This is a genomic window from Candidatus Paracaedibacteraceae bacterium, assembly GCA_019636055.1.
Classification (GTDB): Bacteria; Pseudomonadota; Alphaproteobacteria; order Paracaedibacterales; family Paracaedibacteraceae; genus Paracaedibacter.
In genome coordinates this window covers 185,505-210,794 of sequence record JAHBYH010000001.1, presented here as the reverse complement: position 1 = coordinate 210,794, position 25,290 = coordinate 185,505, and the positions used below count along the sequence as shown (strand labels likewise).

The 25,290-nt window shown below is 41.5% G+C and carries 16 protein-coding genes and 1 tRNA gene; 10 read left to right on the top strand and 7 right to left on the bottom strand.

Annotated features, from left to right (window positions below):
* Window position 1: 1 nt before the first annotated feature.
* The 7 genes from KF820_00920 to KF820_00890 all read left to right on the top strand — a co-directional run bounded on the left by KF820_00920 (window position 2) and on the right by KF820_00890 (window position 8,239).
* Complete coding sequence (locus KF820_00920; protein MBX3456911.1) at window positions 2–1,024, top strand: metal-dependent hydrolase; 1,023 nt, start codon at window positions 2–4, stop codon at window positions 1,022–1,024.
* Complete coding sequence (gene gpmI / locus KF820_00915) at window positions 1,014–2,495, top strand: 2,3-bisphosphoglycerate-independent phosphoglycerate mutase (protein ID MBX3456910.1); 1,482 nt, start codon at window positions 1,014–1,016, stop codon at window positions 2,493–2,495. Before KF820_00920 ends, gpmI begins: the two co-directional genes overlap by 11 nt.
* A gap of 76 nt (window positions 2,496–2,571) precedes the next feature.
* Window positions 2,572–3,756, top strand: a complete 1,185-nt coding sequence (locus KF820_00910) for a S41 family peptidase (protein MBX3456909.1) — start codon at window positions 2,572–2,574, stop codon at window positions 3,754–3,756.
* A 3-nt stretch (window positions 3,757–3,759) separates the two neighbouring features.
* Window positions 3,760–5,043, top strand: coding sequence for a divergent polysaccharide deacetylase family protein (locus tag KF820_00905; GenBank protein ID MBX3456908.1), 1,284 nt, complete (start codon window positions 3,760–3,762; stop codon window positions 5,041–5,043).
* On the top strand, window positions 5,036–5,530 hold the full coding sequence (locus KF820_00900) for an RNA pyrophosphohydrolase (protein MBX3456907.1): 495 nt from the start codon (window positions 5,036–5,038) through the stop codon (window positions 5,528–5,530). The genes KF820_00905 and KF820_00900 overlap by 8 nt, the downstream gene beginning before the upstream one ends.
* Before the next feature lie 118 nt (window positions 5,531–5,648).
* Window positions 5,649–6,677, top strand: coding sequence for an HlyD family secretion protein (locus KF820_00895; protein ID MBX3456906.1), 1,029 nt, complete (start codon window positions 5,649–5,651; stop codon window positions 6,675–6,677).
* The gene (locus KF820_00890; protein ID MBX3456905.1) at window positions 6,674–8,239 is read left to right on the top strand and encodes a DHA2 family efflux MFS transporter permease subunit; all 1,566 of its coding nucleotides are present in this window, start codon (window positions 6,674–6,676) and stop codon (window positions 8,237–8,239) included. The genes KF820_00895 and KF820_00890 overlap by 4 nt, the downstream gene beginning before the upstream one ends.
* Window positions 8,240–8,253: 14 nt before the next feature.
* On the opposite strand, the gene KF820_00885 is transcribed toward KF820_00890, so the two are convergent.
* Window positions 8,254–8,760: a disulfide bond formation protein B gene (locus KF820_00885; GenBank protein MBX3456904.1), complete on the bottom strand. Its 507-nt coding sequence runs from the start codon at window positions 8,758–8,760 to the stop codon at window positions 8,254–8,256.
* Window positions 8,757–9,311 (bottom strand): DedA family protein, encoded by a 555-nt coding sequence (locus KF820_00880; protein ID MBX3456903.1) that lies wholly within the window; start codon window positions 9,309–9,311, stop codon window positions 8,757–8,759. The genes KF820_00885 and KF820_00880 overlap by 4 nt, the downstream gene beginning before the upstream one ends.
* A 140-nt stretch (window positions 9,312–9,451) precedes the next feature.
* Here KF820_00880 and KF820_00875 point away from each other — a divergent pair.
* Together KF820_00875 and KF820_00870 are read left to right on the top strand one after the other, a co-directional pair.
* A tRNA-Leu gene (locus tag KF820_00875) sits at window positions 9,452–9,538 on the top strand.
* A gap of 13 nt (window positions 9,539–9,551) precedes the next feature.
* Window positions 9,552–10,619, top strand: coding sequence for a ribonuclease D (locus KF820_00870; protein ID MBX3456902.1), 1,068 nt, complete (start codon window positions 9,552–9,554; stop codon window positions 10,617–10,619).
* Window positions 10,620–10,625: 6 nt separating this feature from the next.
* Here the strand turns inward: KF820_00870 and KF820_00865 are convergent, their stop codons facing one another.
* The 5 genes from KF820_00865 to KF820_00845 form a co-directional block, all read right to left on the bottom strand.
* Window positions 10,626–11,753 (bottom strand): phosphoserine transaminase, encoded by a 1,128-nt coding sequence (locus tag KF820_00865; GenBank protein MBX3456901.1) that lies wholly within the window; start codon window positions 11,751–11,753, stop codon window positions 10,626–10,628.
* Between the two features lie 121 nt (window positions 11,754–11,874).
* Window positions 11,875–13,254: a sel1 repeat family protein gene (locus KF820_00860; protein ID MBX3456900.1), complete on the bottom strand. Its 1,380-nt coding sequence runs from the start codon at window positions 13,252–13,254 to the stop codon at window positions 11,875–11,877.
* A 90-nt stretch (window positions 13,255–13,344) separates the two neighbouring features.
* On the bottom strand, window positions 13,345–14,184 hold the full coding sequence (locus tag KF820_00855; GenBank protein MBX3456899.1) for a bifunctional 5,10-methylene-tetrahydrofolate dehydrogenase/5,10-methylene-tetrahydrofolate cyclohydrolase: 840 nt from the start codon (window positions 14,182–14,184) through the stop codon (window positions 13,345–13,347).
* Window positions 14,185–14,274: 90 nt separating this feature from the next.
* Window positions 14,275–16,515 carry a ribonuclease E/G gene (locus KF820_00850; GenBank protein MBX3456898.1) on the bottom strand — a complete coding sequence of 747 codons (2,241 nt, stop codon included), beginning with the start codon at window positions 16,513–16,515 and terminating at the stop codon, window positions 14,275–14,277.
* 507 nt (window positions 16,516–17,022) lie between these two features.
* Entirely contained in the window at window positions 17,023–21,321 is a 4,299-nt protein-coding gene (locus KF820_00845; GenBank protein MBX3456897.1) for a tandem-95 repeat protein, read from the bottom strand.
* Window positions 21,322–21,816: 495 nt separating this feature from the next.
* Here KF820_00845 and KF820_00840 point away from each other — a divergent pair, with 495 nt between their 5' ends.
* Window positions 21,817–25,266, top strand: a complete 3,450-nt coding sequence (locus KF820_00840; protein ID MBX3456896.1) for an acyl-[ACP]--phospholipid O-acyltransferase — start codon at window positions 21,817–21,819, stop codon at window positions 25,264–25,266.
* Window positions 25,267–25,290 lie beyond the last annotated feature (24 nt).

The window sequence follows — 25,290 nt, the reverse complement described above, 5'->3', positions numbered from 1 at the left end:
CATGGATTTAGTTACTCAAGGTATCCTAGGGGCCGCTGTTGGTCAGGCTGGATTTCAACACAAACTAGGGCGAAAAGCCGTTTTGTGGGGGGGGATCTACGGGATGCTTCCTGATTTGGATGTCCTTGTAAAATTTTCCGGTAATCCCTTTGCTGAACAATTATACCATCGTGGTTTTACCCACTCCTTATTTTTTGCACCACTTGTTGCGCCAATTGCTGCGATCTTGATGCGTCGATTGTATAAGACCGATGATTATTGGTCTTGGATGTGGTTAATTTTTTGGGCATTGATAACCCATCCGTTATTAGATGTTTTTACGCATTATGGAACGCAACTTCTCAACCCTGTATCAAATTATCGGTTTAGTTTAGGGGCTATTCCTGTTGTTGATTTATTATATTCAGTGCCGTTGTTAATTGTTGTAATCCTTGGGCTTATTATACCATGGGATAAGCTTGTTCGGACGTTGACCTCGTTTGTCTTATTATTGACGACGAGCTATTTATTTTATGGCATTTCCTGTAATTCATCTGCGTTGCAGCAAGCGCGAGATGATTTGGGTGATTCGTATCGGCTTGAAAGTTATCCAACTCTGTTCCAGATTCATTTACGTCGTGTTGTAGCGCACAGCTCAAATGACGTTAAGATTGGCCTTGTTACGACTTATCCGGGAGCTAAATATCCAATTCAGTGGTTCAGTTATCGGGATGATGCAGAAAAATCCGCAGATTTTATGAAATTACAGGATGTTCAAATGTATCTATGGTTCTGTGCAGGGGAATGTCTGATCCAACGGGATCATCACTCAATAAAACTTTACGATTTAAGATTCGGTATGCCGGGGGCAGCCGAGCCGGGAATTTGGGGGATTGAATCTGTTGATGGGGGGCATCATGTCACTCTATTTAGATCCTCTCTTTCTAGTTTATATAAAGGAAAAATTCTTAGTTGGGTCTATGACGTGATGAACTGCAGTTTTGGCGACGATCCAAAGAAATTATTGGAGAAATATCGTGAGTAATAAGGTTCTTTTGTGCATTTTGGATGGATGGGGAATCCGTAATGCTGTTGACCATAATGGAATTGCAATGGCCAGTACACCAAATTGGGATCGCATTTTAACAACGTATCCGCATAGTTTATTGCAAGCGTCTGAATTGAATGTGGGATTGCCTGAAGGTCAAATGGGGAATTCAGAGGTTGGCCATATGACGATTGGTAGTGGTCGGGTTGTTTTGCAAGAACTTCCACGAATTAATGAATCAATCAATCGCCATGAATTAACAGGGCTTTCGGCTTGGAAGCAATTCATAGAATCTGCTCGCAATAAAACGATTCATATCATGGGGCTTTTGTCTGATGGTGGTGTTCATTCTCATCAAGATCAGATGGCTTATTGTGCTGTGGAAATGGCTAAGGCGGGATTTTCAATTAAGGTGCATGGGTTTTTAGATGGCAGGGATACGCCACCTGATTCAGCAGCAATGTATGTTCAAAAATTTGTGGATGATTGTCGGGGATATGATATCCAAATTGTGACATTAAGTGGGCGTTACTATGGGATGGATCGTGATAAGCGCTGGGACAGAATTGATGCTGCCATACAGGTCATTGGTGACGGTGCCAGAGCAAGCTTTACGGATCCTGTCCAATATATTAAAGATAGTTATAACGCCGGTGTTTTTGACGAGTTTATTCTTCCGGCAAGTCATCAAGATTATGCTGGTTTTTCTGAGGGTGACAGTTTGTTTGTCGGGAATTTTCGTGCAGATCGGATGCGACAGATTTTATCCAAGCTGATTGACGATTCGCGTTTAGCACAAATAATGGGTATGGTTGAATATTCTGCTGATTTATCACCCAGAATGCTCACCCTATTTAAGAAAGAAAATATCCAAGATACACTGGGGGCATTGGTATCGAGGGCAGGACTTAAGCAGTTTAGAGCAGCTGAAACAGAAAAATATGCCCATGTGACATTCTTTTTGAATGGTGGTCGTGAAGAGGTTTATCCGGGGGAAGACCGTCAAATGATTGCATCACCCAACGTTGCAACTTATGATTTAAAGCCTGAAATGTCAGCTTTCGAATTAACTGATTCATTAGAGGCTGCTCTGGCATTAGGTGATTATTCCCTCGTAGTTTGTAATTTTGCGAATCCGGATATGGTTGGACATACAGGTATTCAGAAAGCCATTGTCAAAGCGGTTGAAACAGTTGATTCATGTTTAGGGCGCTTGGAGCAATCCTCTAAGGTTAATGAGTATGTGATGATTATTACGGCGGATCATGGCAATGTTGAGTTGATGATCGATCCCGAGACAGGGGGTGTTCACACCGCGCATACGTTAAATCCGGTACCATTTGTCTTAATGAATAGTGACGCTGCAACGGTTAAGGACGGCGGGTTAAAAGATATCACGCCGACAATTCTAGACTTAATGGCAATACAAAAATCGCCCGAGATGACCGGTTCTTCATTGATTGGTTAAAGTAATCAACCTATTGATTTACTAATGGAATTACGTCATTCTTAGAGTAAGTGTCTAAAGGGGTAAGGGGTTTCTAGTGACTTTCCGTCAAGTTGCAATCAGTCTAGGTGCGTTATCTTGCTTATTGTCAGGCTGTTGGGATAGTGGTAAAGATAAGCATCCTTCGTCGTTTGAGTGTGATCCCTTATTTAAAGAAGTCATCGATCTCGTTGATAAGAACTATGTTTCTCAGCCTAATTTAGAAGCGATGCGCATTGGTGCGTTATCCGGAATGTTGTCATCACTTGACCCGTATTCTTCTTATTTAACACCAAAGGCTTATGACCTTTTGACGGATTCAACTGACGGTGTGTTCGGCGGTATCGGTGTAGAGATGTGTCCTGCGGATGGTGGTGTCCGTATCATCAGTGTGCTGGATGAGTCGCCTGCATTCACGGCGGGGATTCAATCCGGAGATGTCATTGTGGCCGTTAACCAAAAGCCAACATATAATATGACATATTCTGAAATCGTAGGTGCTTTACATGGTTCACCGAAGACCCATCTTAAGTTGCAGATTCAACGACAAGATCGAGAATTAAACCTGAGTTTGATCCGACAGAAAATTACAGTGAATCCGGTTAAACTTATTATTAAAGATGGGGTGGGGTATATTCGAATTGCTTATTTTAATGAACAAGTTGCAGATCGATTAAAAGAAGTTATTGAAACGTTTGATAAAAGGCAAGAATCTTTGCGTGGGATTATTTTGGATTTGCGAAATAATCCCGGCGGTATTCTTAATCAGGCAATACGAACCGTTGGATTCTTTATTAAGTCTGGCGATGTTATTAAAATTCAAGAACGAGGTAGTCCTGAAAAAACGTTAACGACATACGAAAAAACGTCAATGCCAACTGTTCCTGTTGTTGTTCTGATTAATTCCGGTTCGGCATCCGCATCCGAGATCGTCGCTTCAGCATTGAAATTTCATCACCGTGCTCTTGTTTTAGGAAAACGATCCCATGGTAAAGGGTCTATACAAAGCGTATTTCCGGTACCTGGGGTTGGCGGCGTAAAAATTACAACGGCTAAGTTTGCATCATTAGATGGCGCTAGTCTTAGTGGTCGGGGAGTATATCCGGATGTGACGGTTGATGCTGACCCTAATATTAATAACATTAGTTTAGGTAATAAAAACGCATTGAGCGAGGATGATGTTCAATTAATGCGGGCTTTTGAGCTGGTGACAAGTTTAGTCAGCTTAAGAAAGTGGTCTTAAGTTATGGATAATCTTCTCAATTTAATAAGAAGCCTGGTTGAAAAAATTGTCGATACTGCTAACTCTGTTCGATTGCTTATTCCTAAATATAAACAAAAGACAGGGGTCGTTGGGCGAATCGAGAAAGATTTTAAAGCTGAAGTAACGCATTCAAAAGAAACAGATGCTATCCATAATATTGATTTATCAACTCTAGAAAAAATTTCATCTAAAAAAATTGTTTTGCTTATTGCTTTGTTAATTGGGGGTATTGCCCTTACCTCTATTGTTTTATGGGTAAAACTAACAAATTTTTCAAAAGGATCGAGGCCTGATCATTCTTTCGCGGCTACAACGTTAGCTGTTATCCAAGAGGAAAGTACTGGTTTCTTACCAGGGAAAACGATTAGGGTGGAAAAAAATAAGGATGGGGTAAAGCAAAAAACAGCAACGCAGCCTGATGAAAAAAAAGAGTATCCTTCCAGGGCTGTGGTAAAATCGCAGCCAGCCATCGATCATAAAGATCAACCGAGTGAGCCTCTGGTAAAAAAGGATTTGCCGGTATTAAAGCGGATTATGCCGTCATCTCATACTGCCTATGGTATTAGTCAAACGATTAACCCCCAGTATTTGGTTGAGAACCCAATTCTAAAAGTTCAAAAAGCAGTTATTATTCTAAAAGGATTTGGCCTTAATAAGATCCACAGCGATGCCATTTTAGATCAAATCTATGAGGATATTGTCGTTGCGATTGATCCCTACACTACAGGCCTTCAGGATGAAGTCGAAACTTTATCGGATTATGGTTTGGATGTTCTTGTGATGATTCCGTTAGAGGATACAAATCCTTATAAAGACCAAGGTTATCTGACGGTGAGAACTGCCATGCAGCCGAATATCCGTGAAAAGATTTTATCATCAATTTTGGATGCTTCTATCGCTGCTCAGGGAATTTTATTGACGGGCGGTCGCAAATTATTGAAATCTTCTGCGGATGTTCAATCTCTGGTGACTTATTTGTCCGATCATAATAAATTTGTTGTTTTAGGAGATGATGTTCTTAATAACAAATTTTTTAAAATGGCAGATTCTTCTAGACTAAATTATCTGGTGGTGGCTGCTGATGAATGCCCGATTTCTGCTATGGATCAGGTTTTGGGTGTAGTCAGAAGGACGGGGTTTGTTGTCTTAAGTTTTGATATTAATACACCTGATGTTGTCGATAAAATTAAACAATGGATAAAAATTTTAGATGATAATAAGATAGATGTTGTATCGATATCAAACTTACTAAAAGAAAATGACTGATTCCTATTTGTTGCATCATGACCCTTATTATCGCCTTGGCGTTGGAATGATGGTTTTAAACCATCACGGGCGGGTTCTTGTGTGTCAACGTGCTGATATGGCGCAGACAGGGTTGATGGATGCTTGGCAAATGCCGCAGGGTGGAATTGATCATGATGAAACCCCGCAAACGGCTGCTTTTCGTGAACTTCAGGAAGAAATTGGTACAGCTAATGTGACAGTTCTAGCGGAATCGAAAGATTGGCTAAGCTATGATTTACCGCGAGAGCTATCAGATAAGTTATGGGGAGGGCGGTATATCGGCCAACGTCAAAAATGGTTTCTGATGCGTTATGATGGGTATGAATCAGAAATTAACTTAACGACACCTCATCCTGAATTTGTTGCTTATAAATGGATTGACCCAGCAGAATTACCAGAACTTATTGTTGGTTTTAAACAAGATTTATATCGAAAAGTTTTAGCAGAATTTCACGACTATTTGTAATTACCCAAGTCAGATTTAGTTCTATAAACAAGAAATTGCGATTCTTTGAATAACTATAGTATGTTGTTTCGTATTTAGTTATAATTATAGCATCGAAGGGCTTTACGTTTGGCAAATTATGACAATTCCTGATTCTTTAAAACTATGGTTAAAAAGCAATCTTATTTTGCTTGGATCTATTTTTGCTTTCTTGTTACTTGCGTATTGGTTTTTTTTCATTCATGGTTTCGAGTCAACGGATAATGCCTATATTAAGGCCGATATGACGGTAATAAGCCCGCGCGTTAATGGATATATAACAGAAGTTTTGGTTAATGAGAATCAACAAGTTCAAAAAGACCAGATCTTAGTTAAAATTGATGATCGTGATTACAAATCACGATTGGATCAGGCTGAAAGTCAAGTGCGTGTGATTTCTTCAAGGATTCGCTCATTGGAAAGTCAGGTTGCTCTGCAAGAGGCTCTGATCGATCAGGCGCAAGCTGGAATGGATTCGGCCAATGCGACCTATGAGCAGGCCTCAAAAGAAAATAAGCGTCTTCAAAGGCTTTTAAAAGATGGTGCTGTCTCTCAACAAATGATGGATAATGCAACGGCACAATATAAGAATGCTAAGGCTTTAGTTCAAAAATCAAAAGCAGAACATTTAGGGGCTGAAAACCAGAAAGCTGCTTTTGAAGCGCAATTAGAAGAGGGGAAAGCTCAACTAGTGAATGCCCAGGCACAAGCGGATCAGGCTCAGCGAGATTTATCTTATACCGAGGTTAAGGCCCCCTTTGATGGGAAAGTAGGGCGCAAAGCCATGCAGATCGGGCAATTGGTTCGCCCAGGCGTTGCGCTTGCTTATTTGGTGCCCAATGATGTTTGGGTCGAGGCAAACTTTAAGGAGACTCAGATTACTAAAATGCGTGCCGGTAATCGTATTTGGGTTGAAGTTGATGCTTATCCGGGTAAGAAGTTTCGAGGGCGTGTTGATAGTTTAGCACCGGCAAGTGGGTCTGAATTTTCTATTTTGCCGCCTGAAAATGCGACAGGTAACTTTACAAAGATTGTTCGACGAATTCCTGTAAAGTTGGTTCTGAAAGGGGATGATCTAGATAAGTTAAAGCCGGGAATGTCTTGTTATGCAACGGTACGGTGTCGATGACAGACTTGCGTGTCGATGATGTTCCTGCTCCGAACCGAGAACAATGGATTGGTTTTATGGGTCTGGTCTTTGGTATGTTCATGGCTGTGTTGGACATCCAAATTGTTGCGTCGTCCATTGCCCAAATACAAGCCGGAATTTCAGCTTCTACAGACGAAGTCACTTGGGTACAAACATCTTATCTAATTGCTGAAGTTATTATTATTCCATTGACTGGATGGTTGGCTCGGGTTTTCTCAACGCGTTACATTTATTTTACCGCAGCTTTTGGTTTTACAATCATGAGTGTTGCTGCGGCCTGTGCATGGGATATCAATTCCATGATTATATTCCGAGCATTACAGGGAATATTTGGTGGGATTATGATTCCAACGACATTTTCGGTGGTGTATACGATGTTTCCGAAACGGATGCAGCCACTAATGACTGTTGTTATCGGTAGCGTTGTAACGATGGCACCGACGATTGGTCCTGTGCTCGGCGGATATCTAACCGAAGTATTTTCATGGCATGTTTTGTTTTTAATTAATATTGTTCCGGGAATTTTGGTTTGTTTAACGACTTGGGTTTATGTTCATGTTGACCAGCCGCATCTTGAATTACTTAAGAAAATTGACTTTTTAGGCATTGTTTATATTGCGCTATGTTTGGGGTCCTTGCAGTATGTTTTGGAAGAAGGGGTACGTGATCAGTGGTTTGAGAGTAAAGTTATTCGTAATATGTCAATTGTATCTTTGTTGGCAGGTATTTTATTTGTGCGACGCTCGTTGACGATTGAATCGCCTGCGGTTGATATCAAGGCTTTTCAAAATACAAATTTTCGTCTTGGCTGTATTTTTAGCTTTATCATTGGTTGTGGTCTTTACGTCATGGTTTACCTGTTGCCCCTTGAATTATCACTGATTCAAGGGCTTAGCAGTTATCAGATTGGATTATATGTATCTGTTGTTGGTGTCTTTCAGTTTATGTCAGCGCCTATTGCTGCTAAATTATCCAAAGTTATGGACTTGAGGCTTATGATGGTTCTTGGCTTTGGTTTATTTGGTTTAGGGTGTCACTTGAATGGAGGACAAACGGCTGATTCCGGGTTTTGGGACTTTTTTCCGGCGCAGGCTGTGCGCGGATTATCCATGATGTTATGTTTTATGCCAATTAATACTTTGGCTTTGGGAACATTACCTGTAAGCGAAGTTGCTAATGCCAGTGGTCTGTATAACTTAATGAGGAATCTGGGTGGCGCGATTGGTTTGGCTGTTTTTAATACGTTTTTATCGAATTGGCAGAAAGAAAAATACTCAGTTCTGCGGGAAAATATTGATTTAACCAATAATCAGGTTGTTAGTTTTATCGATAATATAACCGATTATCTGTCTAGTTTTTCTCACTTAGCGGATGCAAATCTAAGTGCTCTTAAAATTCTTCAAGATCTGGCTATGCGAGAAGCGATCGTCATGACTTTTGATGATCTGTATTGGTTGATGGGAGCGATATTCTTTGTATCGCTCTGTATCATCCCGTTTATGAAAAAAGTTGAGTTTGGCGGACAAACCGCAGGGCATTAGAGCTAGAGAACAGTCTAGTTTTTCTCTTTTTTCAAATTAGATTTACTTTTTAGGGTAATCCCTCCCCATAATCCTAGGAAACCCAAAAACCATGCAAGATTAAGGTAAGTTGCAGATATTCCCAGAATATGCCAGTTTGCTTGATCGCACCGAGCCATAGGTTTTGATTTAAGCATAGCGCGAAGCTCTTCAATGGATCTAGCTTTACCAGAGGCTATGCCATGACAGGCAGCGGTTCCTTGCCACCAATGCAGTTCAACACCGAGATGATATAATCCCAGGGCACCACCTCCCAGTAAGATAAGTCCGCTAAGATTAAAAAACAGAGGGTGATCCCACATAAAACCGACAAATCCTATCAGGGCAATTCCCCAATAAAAATAACGTTCATATAGACATAAAATACATGGATCAATGTCGAAAAAATATTGAGCATAATAGGCAAAGGCAAGGGAGGATAATGACACCATCGCGGATAAGATCAAGAAATTGCGCCGTGTCAAATAATCCAAAAGTCTCATAATAGTGCCTTAAGTATAAAGAATCCAACTACTATGGTCATAATACTAATTATTGTAAAAAGTTTAAAGTGTTTCTCAAAAAGTTTCTTTGCATCTTCTCCGAAATACCAGAAAATACTTGCTAACATCATAAAGCGAATCGTGCGACTAATGAGAGACGCCAAGATGAACATGGCTAGGTTAAGTTGTGAAGCACCGCTAGCGATCGTGACAAGTTTATAGGGAATGGGGGTTAGGCCTTTGAGTGCAATAATCCAAAAGCCATAGGTTTGGAACGTGCTTTGGAACGAAGCAAAGGCTTGTTCAAGACCATAAGCATCGATAACCCACTGTCCTAGTGTTGACATAAAGAAAAAGCCGATAGCATAACCAAAAATTCCGCCTAAGACTGATGATAGGGAGCATATTGCTGCAAGAACAAAGGCTTTTGTGCGATTCGCAATAACCATGGGGATTAGCATAAAATCAGGTGGGATTGGAAAAAATGAGCTTTCAGCAAAGGCAACGCTTGCGAGAATCCAGCGCGCTGAAGGACTATTGGCTTGTCGCATAAGCCATTGATATAATTTTGATTTGTTTTCTGTCATGGTTTCCGCGGTCATTGTGATTAGAAATTCTTTTCAAAAAAAATTGTTTTCTATTGACTTATACCATAAAAACTATGTATCTAATATATATATCTTGTTGGTGCGCCCTTGTGGCGGAATTGGTAGACGCGGCAGACTCAAAATCTGTTGTATGTAGATACGTGGGAGTTCGAGTCTCCCCGAGGGCACCATTTGCGATTTCATATGACATTTCAGCTTATTAAATCTTCCGAAATAAAATATTGGTGTGATAAATTCTCTGCCCAAACTGATATTGCTATTGATACAGAGTTTTCTCGAGTTACAACCTATTGGCCGAAACTTGCTTTAATCCAGTTGTCCGATGGGATTGATACAGTCCTGATTGATCCATTGGAAAAGGGACGTGACTTATCACCACTTGATGATTTATTAGCGAATCCCGATGTTGTGAAGATTTTTCATTCGTGTCGTCAGGATCTTGAGGTTTTAAATAAGGTTTTTGGTCGTTTGCCGGTCAATTTATTTGATACTCAGCTGGCTTATACTTTTTTACATCCTGCTGATGAGATTAGCCTTGCACGGTTGCTCGAAGAATATGCGGGTGTCATTCTTAATAAATCTAAGCAGAATTCAAATTGGATGCGACGTCCTTTGCCTCGCTCTCAGCTAGAATACGCAGCAAAGGATGTTTTCTATTTAACGGGAGTTAAGCAAAAGCTTGAGTCTGAATTAATTGCTCGAAATCGCCTGTCTTGGTTTTATGAAGAGCAGCACCATTTGTATATTCCTGAAACGTTTGAACCTGTGGATGATTATTGGCAACGGTTGGCTAAACGCGGTAATCATAAGCCTCAGCAACTGCATTATCTAAAAGGATTATGTGATTGGCGAGAAAAAATGGCGATTAAATTAGACTATAACCGTCGTCGTGTTTTGTCTGATGACGTGATATTAAAGATTGCTGAAACTAGTGAGTTGTTTGTCGAGGATAATGAAGTCGTTGATGATGTTTTGGCCTCATTGGTTTCAACTTGGTCTGATTTGCAACAGGTTCCAGAAGTGAATTGGCCCAAAAGACTAAAACACAGAGCAATGACAATCAAGCAGCAGGAAAAACTAGAAACCATAAGGCTTAAGCTTTCTGAAGTGGCAAATAATTTGGGCGTATCTGAAAAATTATTAGCCTCCACAGCGGACTTAAAGGCCTTTGTAAGAGGTGAGCCTGATATTCCTTTTTTGAAAGGATGGCGTTCTCAGGTTTTGAGTCAGAGCGGATTTTTTAAGATATAGCTATCATTATTTTGTTTGATCTTTTGAGATTGCCCAATCTATCCATTGTGTTAAGAGTTTCAAATCATTGGTTTCAATGGTTGGTCCACACCAAATCCGAAAAGATGGCGGGGCTAAGAAATGGTTTTTAATATCATAAGCGACACCCAATACAGCTAGTTCTTGAGCAACAGTATCAATAGATCCGGGGTAATTGATACAGACAGAGGCATGAGATCGGATTGTCGGATCTGGTGCCATATGACTGAGTATGCTGTGGTTATTAACCCAATCGTTGATGATGTTGAAATTTTTAAGGGTTCTGTCCGCAAGGGATTTTCCCCCACCCATTGACTTTGCCCATTCAAGAGCCTGAATCATATCTTCAATGCACAACATTGATGGGGTGTTAATTGTTTTTGCTTCAAAAATTGCACTATTGACCTGATCATCCTTTTTAAGGCGAAATAATCTTGGGATTGGCCAATGGGGGGTATGCTGTGCCAGATGTTTCAGGGCACGGGGACTTACGATAATCATGCCGTGTCCTCCTTCACCACCGAGGGCTTTTTGCCAAGAGAAACATGTGATGTCAAGTTTTGACCAGTCGTCAACAGGAATAGCAAACATGGATGATGTTGCATCGCAGATCGTCAGTCCTGTGCGGTCACGGGGAATCCAATCCGTATCGGGCACCATAACGCCGCTACTTGTCCCATTCCATGTAAAGATGCAGTCGTGTTTTGGATCGTATTGATTTAAGTCAGGAATATGACCAAAGTCGACCACAAAAGAACGAGTTTCTACAGGGAGTTGTTCAACCGTATCTGTGACCCACAATTTGCCAAACACGTCCCAAGCAAAGACATCAACCGGTCGTGCTCCTAAAAAATTCCATAATGCCGTTTCAACGGCACCGGTTCCTGACCCGGGAACAATTGCAATGGCGTAATCGTTGGGAATATTAAGTATTTCACGAGTGAGATTCAGTAAATGCTGAACGCGGGCAACACCATCCGGAGCGCGGTGGGATCGACTTAGAAAAGCTGAATCTAAGATTTGTGGCGTCCACCCCGGGATTTTCTTGCATGGACCCGATCCAAAGCAAGGGGAACTTGGTTTTTGTGATGGCAGATCAAAAGTATATTTTTTCATTTTATGTGTGGGGCTGAATCTAATCAATACTTCTGTCTACAGAATAGCGTGAAGAAAAAGCCGATTCAAGGGATAAGGATTGATTATATACTCAATCCCTATCCCTATAAAAGATTTATAATTATTCCGGGTTCTTATCCATATAATTTATAAGTAACCTGATAAGATCCTGATGCGGAATTGATTCAAGAAGATCCTTGCTTTGCTGTTGATCAAAAACTTCTGTTGAAGAATTGAGTAATATTCTGGCCAATAAAAATTTAGCTGGAATATGCCCGTTTTCAGCAGATTGCTTTAGCCAGAAGACCGCTTTTCTGAATTGTAATGTGTATTGGGATGGGAGTATTTCCCATGAAAAATCGTCATCTGTTAATAAGGGGGTTGGGCTTTCAAAACGATGTATCGGTAAAAGATTATCAACTTCAAGATTAAATTCTTCTGCTAGCATGGGGTAATCTGTATGACTTTGCTGAGGCGCTATGCCTTTGTGATAATAAGATCCGATTATATACTGTGATTTTGCATGGTTTCGTCTAGCGGCATTATGGAAAAAAGAAAAGGCTTTATCTGTATCATATAAAAGGCCTGAGTAAGTTGTTGATTCATAAAATGTCCCAAGTATATATGTTGCCTCAATAATGCCTTTTTGGTGCAGGGTATGTAACTTTTGTATGCAATCAGTAACATTATCACCATGTACTATTCTTTGTGTTAAAACTTGGACCATAGCTTTGAAAGATCCTTGATCTGCTGCTTTTTGGTACAATTCGTATGCTCGAGCCATGGATTTTTTTACAAGAATGCCGGATCTATAGATCTCTGCCAGTCGATAGGTTGCTTCGGCAAAACCAAGGTTAGAAGCAATAGTATAGTGTTTTAATGCTAATGCACCGTTTTGTTCAGCGTGAGTTGCTGTATGATATAAAGTTGCGAGAAAAAAGTTTGCTTCCGGGTCATTTAATTCTGCAGCTTTTGTCAGATAGAAAATTAGCAAGTCTTTGTTATAAGACTCCGGTCGTGAATATATTTTTGCGAGCCTAAAAATAGCTGGTATATAGTTCTGCGTGGACAGATTCTGGTAAATTTTAACAATTCTTTGATTTCTTTGATCGGGAGTACCTAGCATTATGAAGCAATAGCAACTATCCTTTGGGTTACACGATAGTAGGCCAATCTCCATGCATCTTGCTAGATGAAAAATAGCTGATAAGTTGTATGGGTTTGTCGATGACTCATAAAGTTTTAGTGTTAAGCCTCTTCTTCTCTCGGTCGTTAAATTCTGAGTTTGTAATTCAATAAAAATATCATGATGTAGCGTACTTAATGGTTCTTGTTTGTCTTCTGACTGAGTCTCGGTATATTTTACTTTTTTAGAATGGGCGGGGAGTTGGTAATCTGATTTAGAGTAAGTGTTATTTCCTAGATTTATACCATTTTGGCATTCCTCAGCAGCAAATACTATAGGAAACAAACAGGCAGTCAATAGTGTTTTGAGTATCATTTGTGTTATTATTTTAATATTTATTTTTGTTAAATTATCATAGATTTTATTTTAAATAAAGAAAGTAGTCTTTAATGTATAATTTTTTTCTTAATTTGATGCTGCTCGGATCACATTAGCCATTAGATTGATGATTGTCATGGGGCCAACCCCACCAGGGACAGGCGTGATAAAGGATGCTTTAGATTTGACTGTATCAAAGTCCACATCCCCAGTTAACTTTCCATTATGGCGTGTGATGCCGACGTCGATAACAATAGCGCCGTTTTTAACATGATCGGCCGTAATAAGGCTGGCGCGCCCCGTGGCGGAAATCAAGATGTCTGCTTGGCTTGTCAGTTTTGCTAGATTCTGTGTTTTTGAGTTGGCCAAAGTCACAGTAGCTCCTTCAGCGATTAATAGAGGTAGAAGGGGGCGTCCAACCAGAACGGATGTACCAACGACAATAACATGGTTGCCAGTCAAATCATCACGACAGGATTTGATCAACTGGATGCACCCTTGAGGCGTACAGGGGGCAAGGGTTGGTAGACCTTGAAATAATAAACCTTGATTAGTCGGATGAAGCCCATCCACATCTTTTCGTGGGTCGATTTTTGAAATGCTTTCTAGGCGATTAAGATGTTTTGGTAGGGGAAGCTGCAGCAAAATCCCATCGACAGACTCATCTTGGTTCAGTTGGTTGATCAGAGTATTCAATTCTTCTTGAGACGTTGTCTCCGGTAAGATATGTTTTATGCTGCGAATACCAATCTCTGCGGCTTTTTCAGCTTTCTTCGAGACATAGATATGACTGGCGGGATCATTTCCTACAAGAATGACAGCAAGGCAGACCTCGCGACCAAGTTTGACCTTGAGATCGCGTGCTTTGATTGTAAGATCATGTTGCAAGCGTGCTGCTAATGCTTTCCCGTCTATAATCTGTGCCATTACCTTTTTCATTTATTATATTTTGTTTAAGTGCCCCTTACCCGACCTGCGGTCAACCTCTCCACAAAAGGGGAGAGGTAAGGTGGGATCTCACGCCTCTAACAAACGCCTCCAAAAGCCACGGCGACGTTTTTTACCATCCCCTGTTGTTTCACTGTCGTCGCTTGTACTTTCTGATTTTTCTGTTGTATCAGACTTGACGATTTTGAGGTCGCTGGATTGTTCCGCATCATCACCTCCTTGAGGGCGATTTGGTTTGCGGCGACGGCGGCGATTGCGCCCTGATTTTTCAGTCTTTTCAGGTATTTCTGATTGCTCTTCGCTTGTGGTAGGTGCTGTCTCACTTGCTACTGCTTCTGATCCTGTTTGATCAATGCGCTCTCCACGGTTGCGATTTCTATTGCGGTTACGGCGGCGACGGTTGCGGGACTGTCTTTCCTCCCCGGCTGTTTCCTCAGTTTCTTGAGCTTGCTGGGCAGGTTCTTCTGATGTCTCCTCTACGGTCGGTTGCTCAGTTTTATCTCGGCGATCTTTGCCCCGACGACGCTGAAATGGATTGCGACGTCCACGCTCACGTTGTTTGTGTTCAACGGTTTCTTCTGATTCTACTGTTTCTTCCGTTTCTTCGATAGTATCTTCAAGGATCTCGTCTTCAGCCTCAGGCTCAATAATTGTTTCAATTCCTTTGGCTTTTGACTTAGATCGTGTAACTGTTGTCTCAATCTTAAAATCAGGAGCAATAAGTTTGCTGTCCCGTTGAATCATGATCGACATCTCATAGCGGTTTTCTAAAGCTAGGATATTGCTACGTTTTTGGTTCAAAAGATAGAGATCAATATCGGCAGGAACGGTCACTAAGACTGAACTACTTTTGCCGGCAACACCTGCAGTTTCTATGCCACGTAAGACAAATAAGGCCATGGATTCGATCGATCTGACCATACCTGTGCCGTGACAGTGGGTGCAGGGGCGCATGTTGGCCTCAACAATACTAGGGCGCAGACGCTGACGCGATAATTCCATTAACCCAAACTGACTGATACGACCCATTTGAATGCGTGCTCGGTCAGCCTTGACCGCATCCTTTAGACGTTTTTCAACTTGCTGAATATGTTTTGAATCGGACATATCGATAAAATCGATAACAACTAATCCACCCAAATCGCGCAGTTTGATTTGACGCGCTACTTCATCTGCAGCCTCAAGGTTGGTCTTGAGGGCTGTCTCATCAATGTGGCGTTCGCGGGTGGCTTTGCCCGAGTTCACATCGATTGCAACGAGTGCTTCTGTTGGATTAATCACGATGGATCCACCCGACGGCAAGGAGGCCGTTGGTGTCATAATTGCATCGATGTGGGCTTCTACGCCAAATTTCTGGAATAGAGAAATTTCGCCCTTATGTTGTTTTACGCGTTTGACATGGCTTGGCGTTAACGTTTTCATCATAGTGCGAGCTTGTTTATAGCCTTCATCACCATCAATCCACACTTCGTCAATGTCTTTGTTGTAATTGTCGCGAATGGAACGTTTAATAACGTCACCTTCTTCGTAAATTAACTCTGGTGCCATAGAGGATAATGTTTTATCACGGATATCACTCCATAGACGCACAAGATATTCAAAGTCACGGCGAATCTCTAATTTATTGCGATCTTGGCCAGCTGTGCGAACGATTAGACTCATGGCATCAGGGATCGGTAGTTCGTTCAGGATATCGCGCAGGCGTTTGCGGGTGTTGGCATCTGTAATTTTACGCGAAATACCGCCACTGCGATGGCCTGCGTTTGGCATTAAGACACAGTAACGGCCGGGTAAGGACAGGTATGTAGTCAGAGCTGCCCCTTTATTTCCGCGTTCTTCTTTGACGACCTGAATCAACATGATCTGGCGACGTTTAATCACTTCTTGAATTTTATAGTTTAATTGGGGACGATGGGCTGTGATGCTATCTTCATCATCATTTGCATCGGTAATGAGTGGAGCCTCTGGTACGTCGCCATTTGTGACTTCAGGCAATGCCTCAGCAATCGGTTTTTCATCTTCGGTTGATTCATTTTTTTTAATTTCTATTGGACGATCACTAACAGGGATGCGGTAATAGTCGGGATGAATTTCAGCAAAAGGTAGGAAGCCGTGGCGATCTTGTCCATACTCTACGAATGCAGCTTGTAGAGACGGTTCAATTCGAATAACTTTGGCAAGATAAATGTTGCCTTTAAAATGTTGTTTTGTTGATGTTTCAGCTTCGTAGTCTTCTAAGCGGTTCCCATCAATAATTGCGACGCGTGACTCTTCGGGGTGAGTCGCGTCAATAAGCATCTTCTTAGCCATGTGGCATTAATCTCCATAGTGTAATGTCCCAGCAGTCGGTGATCCTGAGTTTTATAATCGTCGTATAAATAATGAGGAGACTGTACCAGAGGACTTAATTTGAAATAACAAAATTTGTGAATCGGGAGTAAATATAAAGCCCGATCTGCGGACTTAGACAGAGTCAATAAAACATCAGCGATATAATTTAATATCAAACTCATCATGCTGATCGTCTTAAGCTCCATCAAAAAAACTTTCTTCAATATCAATGTACCTTGATTAGGATAAATTTGCCAAGAAGTTTTTTGTCGGGGAGCGTGAGATCATCCGTATATGCATAAAACCCGTCATCCTCGACTAGGAACTCTCGGTTTTTGTCAGAAAACCGTAAGAGTTACTTGATCGGGGATCCATGGTTTGGTGTATGCTTTTCCTGGGTCTCCAATAAAACAAAGCCTGATCTTCTGGTGAAAACCAAGCTTTGCTAGTTAGTGATGACAGGTAATCCACCCCCTATGAAGAGAGTTAGCTTACCTGAATGTAGAATTGATTTGTCAATATCAATGTATTGATATCAGTGGCACCGAATCCATAATAATTAGCCAAAGTAACCGTTCCTAATAGATTGGCGCTGTCGTGCAGTCCAGTGGTTATGTCAGCAATATCTGAATACACGCTAATTTTAAAGTCTGCGCCAACGGTTTCTAGTGTAGTAAGAAGATTTAAGTCCGCTAGTGTAATTCCAACCTGGCCATCTACATCTAAAACATTCTTGAAGCTGAGGGTGTCTTTAGTGCTATTAAAGTTCATGTCAAGAATTCGATCATTGCCAAAACCACCGGGGGTTGCTAAATCAAAAACAAATGTATCATTGCTGGCGGTTATCTTTGTGTAAGCTAGATTCGGGCCTGCTTTATAAGCGTTTCCAAGATTGTATATATCACCGACAAGAATGTCATCACCTGCTCCACCTTCGATCGTATCAGATCCAAGAGTGACAACAAGGGCTGTATTGGGACTATACAGAGCATTATACCTTAAGATATCACCAATGATTAAGTCGTTACCATCTCCCCCATAAAGGGTATCACTTCCCATATTAATGGAAGAATTGTTCTGATAACTTATATCTCCGATGTTGAAGAAGTTAACATCACCGATGATGGTATCATTACCGCTATTTCCGGAAATGATATCAAAAGTTCCATATAGAGTTATAGCACTATTAATATCTTGTGTATAATTGCCGAAGTTTCCAATAAGAAGATCATCAAAGTCAGAGCCTATAATATTATTTCTAGAAGAAGTTATTCCTTCTATAGCATTTGTTCCGGGGGCCCCTTGTAAAACAAGGTTTCCGACATCTCCGATAGCAGTTCCGCCAAGGTAGGGGGCATAGATTGTATCACCACCAAATTCATGACGGACTTTATAATCCGTCCCTTGGACAAAACTTATATCTCCTATTACAGTGCCATGGGCTGCTCCGTATAGAGTATCATCTCCATAATCAATAATAGGATAAGTAAGTACAGTAGAATTAGTTCCCATTAAAAACGAATCATAGGTGTAGACATCCCCAACAATCGTACTTGTGCCATCTCCCCCAACAATAACATCATGACCAAAGGAATAAAGACCACTTGCATATGATGTTGTCGGATGCCAATAATTTATATCCCCAACAATCAGATCATCCCCGGATAATCCATAAATCAACTGACCGGCATTACTTAAATTAAAGGGGGTTGCGACGTTGGCGTAATTACCATGCCCTTCGAAATCATTATTCCCATCATCCAACAGAATGGCTGTACGGGATACACCATTATTCAGGTTGAAGTCTAAATGGTGTCCCGCCGAAGGAGTAACGCCACTGATAACACCTGCGCCAAAGTTGATCGCATCATGGGATAGATTAAATTGATACTGGCCATTCACGATATCAACGGACAGGACTTTCGCTAAGCCTTTCAGGCTTGTGTCTGGCATATTCACGGCCTGAATCACGTCCCCACCATTGAAATCTTTGGCATAGGCAAAGCTTAAGTTATAGTCAAATGGATAGGTCTGGGCGTCTTCCGAGAGCCCCTTAATGGTAATGTCAATGGTGTGTGGTGTTCCATCTAAACTTTGAACGACTATATGATCGGCCAAAGTTTCATTGGTGTCTAAGGCCTGAACATCCGGATTGTCATTATCGAGGGTATAGGTCCATTGCCCATATTTATCAATAGACAAAGATCCATATGCTCCGGCGATCATGGCTTGGGCAATAAAATGATTTTGATTCGGAGCATCCGGGTCAGATACATCTAAATCACCGGATACTGTGGCTTTCAAGTCCTCAATAACAAACGCATCTGGGGTCTGTACCTCAGTGATGACTGCGGCATAATCATTAGGAACATTAACGATAAAGGTCACGGACCCGGTGGCTGTTCCTCCGACATTATCGATAAGGGTATATGTAACGGGTAATGGCACTTCCCCTAGAAAGTTGGCGTCAGGCGACAGATAAATATACCCATCAGGATAACCTGTAAAGTCACCAATACCATCCACATGAAGTAAGGCAGGTCCGGTTGAGGCATCAAACTTTATGCCGTTATAAAACCATTCTGTTACCTGAAGATTGCCTGCGCTAACCATCACATCATTCGTTAGAACATTCGTCCAAACATATTGGTTATATGGGGCGTATGGTGGGTTTGGCTTGTAAATATTGTCCGCGATATCCGGGTTGGCAACCAGAGATTCAGGGGCATCCTGAATATCTATTGTAATCGGAAGATCGGATGATAAGCTACCATCCGAAGCCGTCAGATTTAAAACAATCTGATGGTTTGCTATAGCTTCGTAATCTAAGGACACATTGTCTTTTAGTTTCAAGATGCCGTTAAGAACCTCAAACCGAGCATCATCAACTGTCCATGTGATAGCATCGCCGTCAGGATCTGTTGCTTGAACGTGCCCGATAGCAGCGCCAAAATCGTTTTCATCAACCGAGGGAGCCACAATTGGTGCTCCGTTATCGTCAACTAGGGCCAAATTGACTGGTGCTTCATTCACATTCAAAACATCAATCGTCACATTAATTGGTGTGCCGGCGAGATTGTGCTGATCAACCGGAGTGATTGTGAGTTGAAGTTGGTGATTAACCAAAGCTGGATCTTCGTAATCCAAAAATTCCCCAGCTTTAAGTTTCAGGTTTCCAGCACCATCGATTTCAAAACGATTGTCCGAGAGAAGATAACTTACTGTATCACCTGCATCTGGGTCGCTGCCGGACACGATAAGATTGATTTCTGTTGTGCCACCACCTGAGCCTGGGTCTGTTACGACAATACCTCCTCCTGGAAAGGTGCCTGTTGATGTTGACGTGCTGCCACCTGAAGATCCAGGATCGGCTGGGGGTGGTGCAGACATATCTATCTTGATGAATGCCCCGTCATTGTTTTCGGATACAAATCCGGCTTGATTGTTAACTGTGACAGTCGGCGCTGCGTTGGCAGGATTAATGGTGAGCTTGAAGGTATCTTGGGCAGATAGTGCGCCATCCGAAGCAGTGACTGTAATGTCGAGTTCGCCATTAAAGTCTTGGGGAGGTTGGCCCACCAAGTGACCATTCACAATGCTAAGCCAAGCTGGTGCATTACTGGATAAGGTCAAGGCACTATCCACATCGCTAAAGGCTGCGGATAGGTCGATGTCAATTGCTGTGTCTTCAGCAAAGGCGACATCGGCTAGGGCATTGGCCACAACTGGCGCATCGTTGACGGGATTGATGGTAAGCTTAAAGGTATCACTGACGGAAAACTCTCCATCAGAAGCCGTAACCATAATGTCGAGTTCGCCATTAAAGTTTAGGGGCGGTGTGCCGACCAAGTGACCATTGACAATGCTAAGCCAAGCTGGTGCATTACTGGATAAGGTCAAAGCACTATCCACATCGCTAAAGGCCATGGATAGGTCGATGTCAATTGCTGTATCTTCAGCAAAGGCGACATCGGCTAGAGCATTAGCCACAACTGGCGCATCGTTGACGGGATTGATGGTAATTGTAACTGTAGCAATGCCTGAATCCAATTGTCCATCGTTGACCTTGAATGTAAATGTATCCACGCTATTAAAGTCTGCTGCTGGAACATAGGTATAAGAACCATTGGCGTTTAAGGTAATTGTTCCGTGAGAAGTCTGGGATACCAATGAAAATGTAAGAGGATCGTTTTCTGCGTCAGAGGCACTTAACGTACCGCTAAGGGAGTGATCTTCGTCAACAGTTGCTGTCGAATTCTGAACTACAGGAGCAGTGTTCGACGGTGTCAGAATATTAATAATTAGATTTTCGATACGAACAATCTTGAGATCGATATAAGACACATATTTTGAAAAGTCAAAAACATTGTTTTTATTGAACGAATTGAATGCAGTAAGCGCGCCTGAATTTAGGAGATCCAAATATTGTTGATAGGTAACATCGAAACGAACAGTATCATTGCCTTGTTCACCATCGTAAAAATCGTAGGTGTAATGATTGAGATCAATGTTGTCAGTAACATTGTGAATAAAGAGATCGTTTCCTTTGCCGCCATATATAATATCGTCACCGGATCCCCCGTTTAAGATATCATCACCATTCCCACCATCCAGAATGTCGCTGCCATCTCCACCGCTAAGAGTATCGCTACCGTTTCCTCCTAATAGGAGGTCATTTCCCGATCCACCGACTAGGGTGTCGTTACCATTAAGCCCAAGTATGATATTGCTTCCTGATGTGCCTGTAATGGTATTACTTCCATTGGTTCCGATGTATATAGCCACGATTTCCTCCATATATTCGTTTGAATAATAATGAAAATAGGTGAAAATAGAAATAATCAATACTTTATCTAAAATTTTTGTAAAAAAACATTATGAAGAGGATTTTAATTGTTGAGGCTTTCGTGTAATATTTAGTAATATTCGATATAAAAAACTCTCTGCTTAAGACGGGGTTGTTGAATGAATAAGGAATATGGATTTGGGTGAGGCAAATTTATGAATCATTAAAGGCCGTCATCCTTGACTAGGAACTCTCGATTTTCAACGAAAAGCGGAAGAGTGTCTTGATCGGGGTTCAGGATGTCGTAGGAAAATGCCGGATCTTCAATCAACCAAAGCTAAGGCTTTCTGGCGAAACCTTAGCTTTGCTAGCCGGAGAGGACGGTTCCGCCTTGCCCTTAGATCTGAAAACAGGGTTATCCTGTTTTATTCGACAATATTTCCCTCAGGGGGAGAGGTGAGATAATTGTACTTATGTAAAAGCCGGAGGCCAACGTGACCACTAATTTTTTTAGTCTAATCCGTGATAGGGGGTTTGGACCGCTGTTTTGGATTCAACTGCTTGGTGCTTTTCATGACAATTTGTTTCGCCAAGCTTTGGTTATTATGGTGACATATGGTGTTGGTCTTAAAATTGGCTTTAGCCATGCGCTGTTGATTCCTACGGTCAGTGCAATTGCGATTTCACCTTTTTTCTTGTTTTCAAGTGTGGCCGGACAGCTCGCCGATAAATACGATAAGGCCAAACTCACTCAGATTATTAAGGGGTGTGAAATAGCTGTTGTCTTTTTTGCTATTTATGGGTTATTTACCGAGTCCTTTGGTGTTTTATTGTTCACACTGTTTCTGACCTTAACGCAATCAACATTCTTTGGTCCGATAAAATACAGTTTAATCCCATCTTTATTAAAGAGAGACAAGATTGTTAACGCAAATGCTTTGGTGGAAGGAAGTACATTCCTTGCGATATTAGCTGGGACATCATTAGGAAACTTTCTGGTTTATGTAGAGGGAAGCGGCTTTAAACTGTTGGCGCTTGTGATGTTAGTATCCGTTTGTGCCTCATTTTATATTTCACTTAAATTACCCTCTGTGCCTGCTGCTGATCCTAAGGTAACTGTGAACACAAATATCGTTCAAGAAACTTTGAGTTTAGTCAAAGATGCTTCTAAAGACCGCTTTATCTTTCTTAGTATTATGGGGATATCCTGGTTTTGGGTGATTGGTATCACGATGCTTACCCAAATTGCATTCTACGGCAAGGTTGTGTTGGGAGCAAACCCAAGTGTTGCTAATTTCTTTTTGTTTTTATTCGCCGGAGGGATTGGTTTGGGATCTTATTTGGCGAATAGACTAATGGGAACCCATATTGATACCCGGGTTGTGCCTTGGGGAGCTATTGCAACAACGCTCTTTATCTTAGACTTAGTTTATGTCAGCTATAGTCTTCCGTTTACCCAGGATATTGGTGTTGTTGAATTTTTACTTAAACATTATAGTTTTAGGATTTGTTTTGATTTATTAATGATAGCAACATCCGTTGGCATTAGTCTTGTTCCGCTGTATGCTTTGCTGCAAACAGAATCTGATCCTAAAAAATGCTCGCGAATTATTGCTGCTAACAACGTAGTTAATGCCTTTTTCATGATTATATCATCTGTTGCGACCATGATATTAATGGCGTTGGATGTAACAATCATAAATATATTTTTGATTGTGGGGCTTCTCAATCTATTTGCCATGCACAAGTTATCAAGTTTGGTTCCTGAATCTGTCTTGCAACTTATTCTTCAGGTTATTTTAAAGCTGTTTTTCCGTGTAGAAGTTAAAGGGATGGAAAACCTTAAGCAAGCGGGTGATCGTGTTTTGATTATTGCCAATCACGTATCATTTATTGATGCGATTCTATTGTTTGCCTTTATTCCTGAAAAATTGAGCTATGCCATCTGGAGCCAATACATCAACCGCTGGTGGATTAAGATCATTAAACCGGGCGTGAACTTGCTTCCTGTGGACCCAACCAATCCAATGGCGACAAAGAAATTGGTTGAGTTGATCCGTCAAGGTAAAAAATGTGTGATTTTCCCTGAAGGGCGAATCACTGTAACGGGTGCATTGATGAAGATTTTTGACGGTCCCGGAATGATTGCAGATCGGTCTGGGGCTCAGGTCTTGCCTATTCGTATTGAAGGGGCTCAATATTCAATGCTTTCGCGGTTGCGTGGTAAGGTAAAGCGTAAGCTTTTCCCTAAAATATCATTGACTGTATTGCCACCGCGTCAGGTTGAAACGAACCCAAAATTAAAGGGCAGGGCGCGTCGTCAGGTTATCTCTAATCAGATTTACGATATTATGGTTGGAATGCTTTTTGATACATCACCATATCAGCAAACAGTGATCCAATCGATATTTGATGCGGCACGTATTCATGGCATGAATAAAGAAATTGTGGAAGATATCCAGCGTCAACCCTTGACTTACCGTCAGGTTATTATGCGTAGCTTTATTTTAGGGCGATGGATTGAAAAACAAACTTTAGCTAAAGAACGGGTGGGTGTCCTGTTACCAACCAGTATTGCATCCATGATGTGTGTGACCTCTCAGATGTTATATGGGCGTGTGCCGGCAATGCTTAATTTCTCATTGGGGGCCAATGTTATTCTTCATTCCTGTAAACTGGCTCGGGTTCGTTTGGTTTTAACCTCACGTAAATTTGTGGAAGTAGCACGTTTGGAAAATACGATCAAAAAATTGTCTGAGCATGTTCGGGTCTTTTATCTTGAGGATTTAGCATCAGAACTCAATATTATTCATAAGATTGTTGGTGCTGTATCAAGTTTTGTTCCTGAATTAGCATCCAAAAAAATTCAGCAAACAATTTCCGAAGATGATCCTGCTGTTATTTTATTCACATCTGGCTCGGAAGGGTTACCTAAAGGCGTTGCTTTAAGCCATCGGAATTTGAACGCTAACCGTTATCAATTGACATCAATGATTGATTTGACGACACAGGATATTGTTTTGAATGCTCTGCCAACATTTCATTCTTTTGGATTGATGGGAGGAGTTATTGCACCGTTGACTGCCGGGATTCGGGTATTCCAATACCCATCACCGCTTCATTATCGTATTGTCCCGGTAATGGCTTATGATATTAACGCGACAATTTTCTTTGCAACAGATACGTTCCTAAGCCGCTATGCCATATCAGCGCATCCATACGATTTTTATTCTATGCGTTTGGTAATTGCTGGCGCAGAAAAACTGAAAGAAGAAACTCGTCGTGTTTGGATTGAAAAATTTGGTATTCACGTTCGTGAAGCTTATGGAACAACTGAGGCTTCTCCGGCAGTATCAGTTAATACTCCAATGTTAAGTAAAGTTGGTAGTGTTGGGCGTTTGTTAACAGGAATAAGATACCATTTGCGACCTGTCGAAGGAATTGAGAATGCAGGACGGTTGATTATTAAAGGACCTAATGTGATGTTGGGATATCTGGACCCTGAAACAGGAGATGTTATTCCGACATCGGCAAGTTTCTTTGACGGGGAGGAGCCTCAAACCGAATGGTATGATACGGGCGACATTGTTTCTGTGGATGAGCATGGTTTTGTTACAATTAAAGGCCGAGCTAAGCGGTTTGCAAAGATTGCCGGTGAGATGATTTCTTTGGGGGCCGTGGAAGAAGCTTTGCAGAAAATCTATCCGGAGAATGGTCATGTTGTTTTGGCCGCACCTGATGCCCGTAAGGGCGAACAACTTATCCTGTTGACGACGGCTAAGCTTACCCGAGAAGATCTTGTAACAGAATTCAAGGCCGGGGGATATCCCGAGCTTATGATTCCTCGTAAGTTCTTCATTGTTGATAAAATCCCTGTGCTTCCGACAGGTAAGACAGACTTGGTCGGAGCAAAAGCAATGATGGAAGAATTATTGCAAGCTTAGATTAGAAGAGCATTAAGAGGAGTA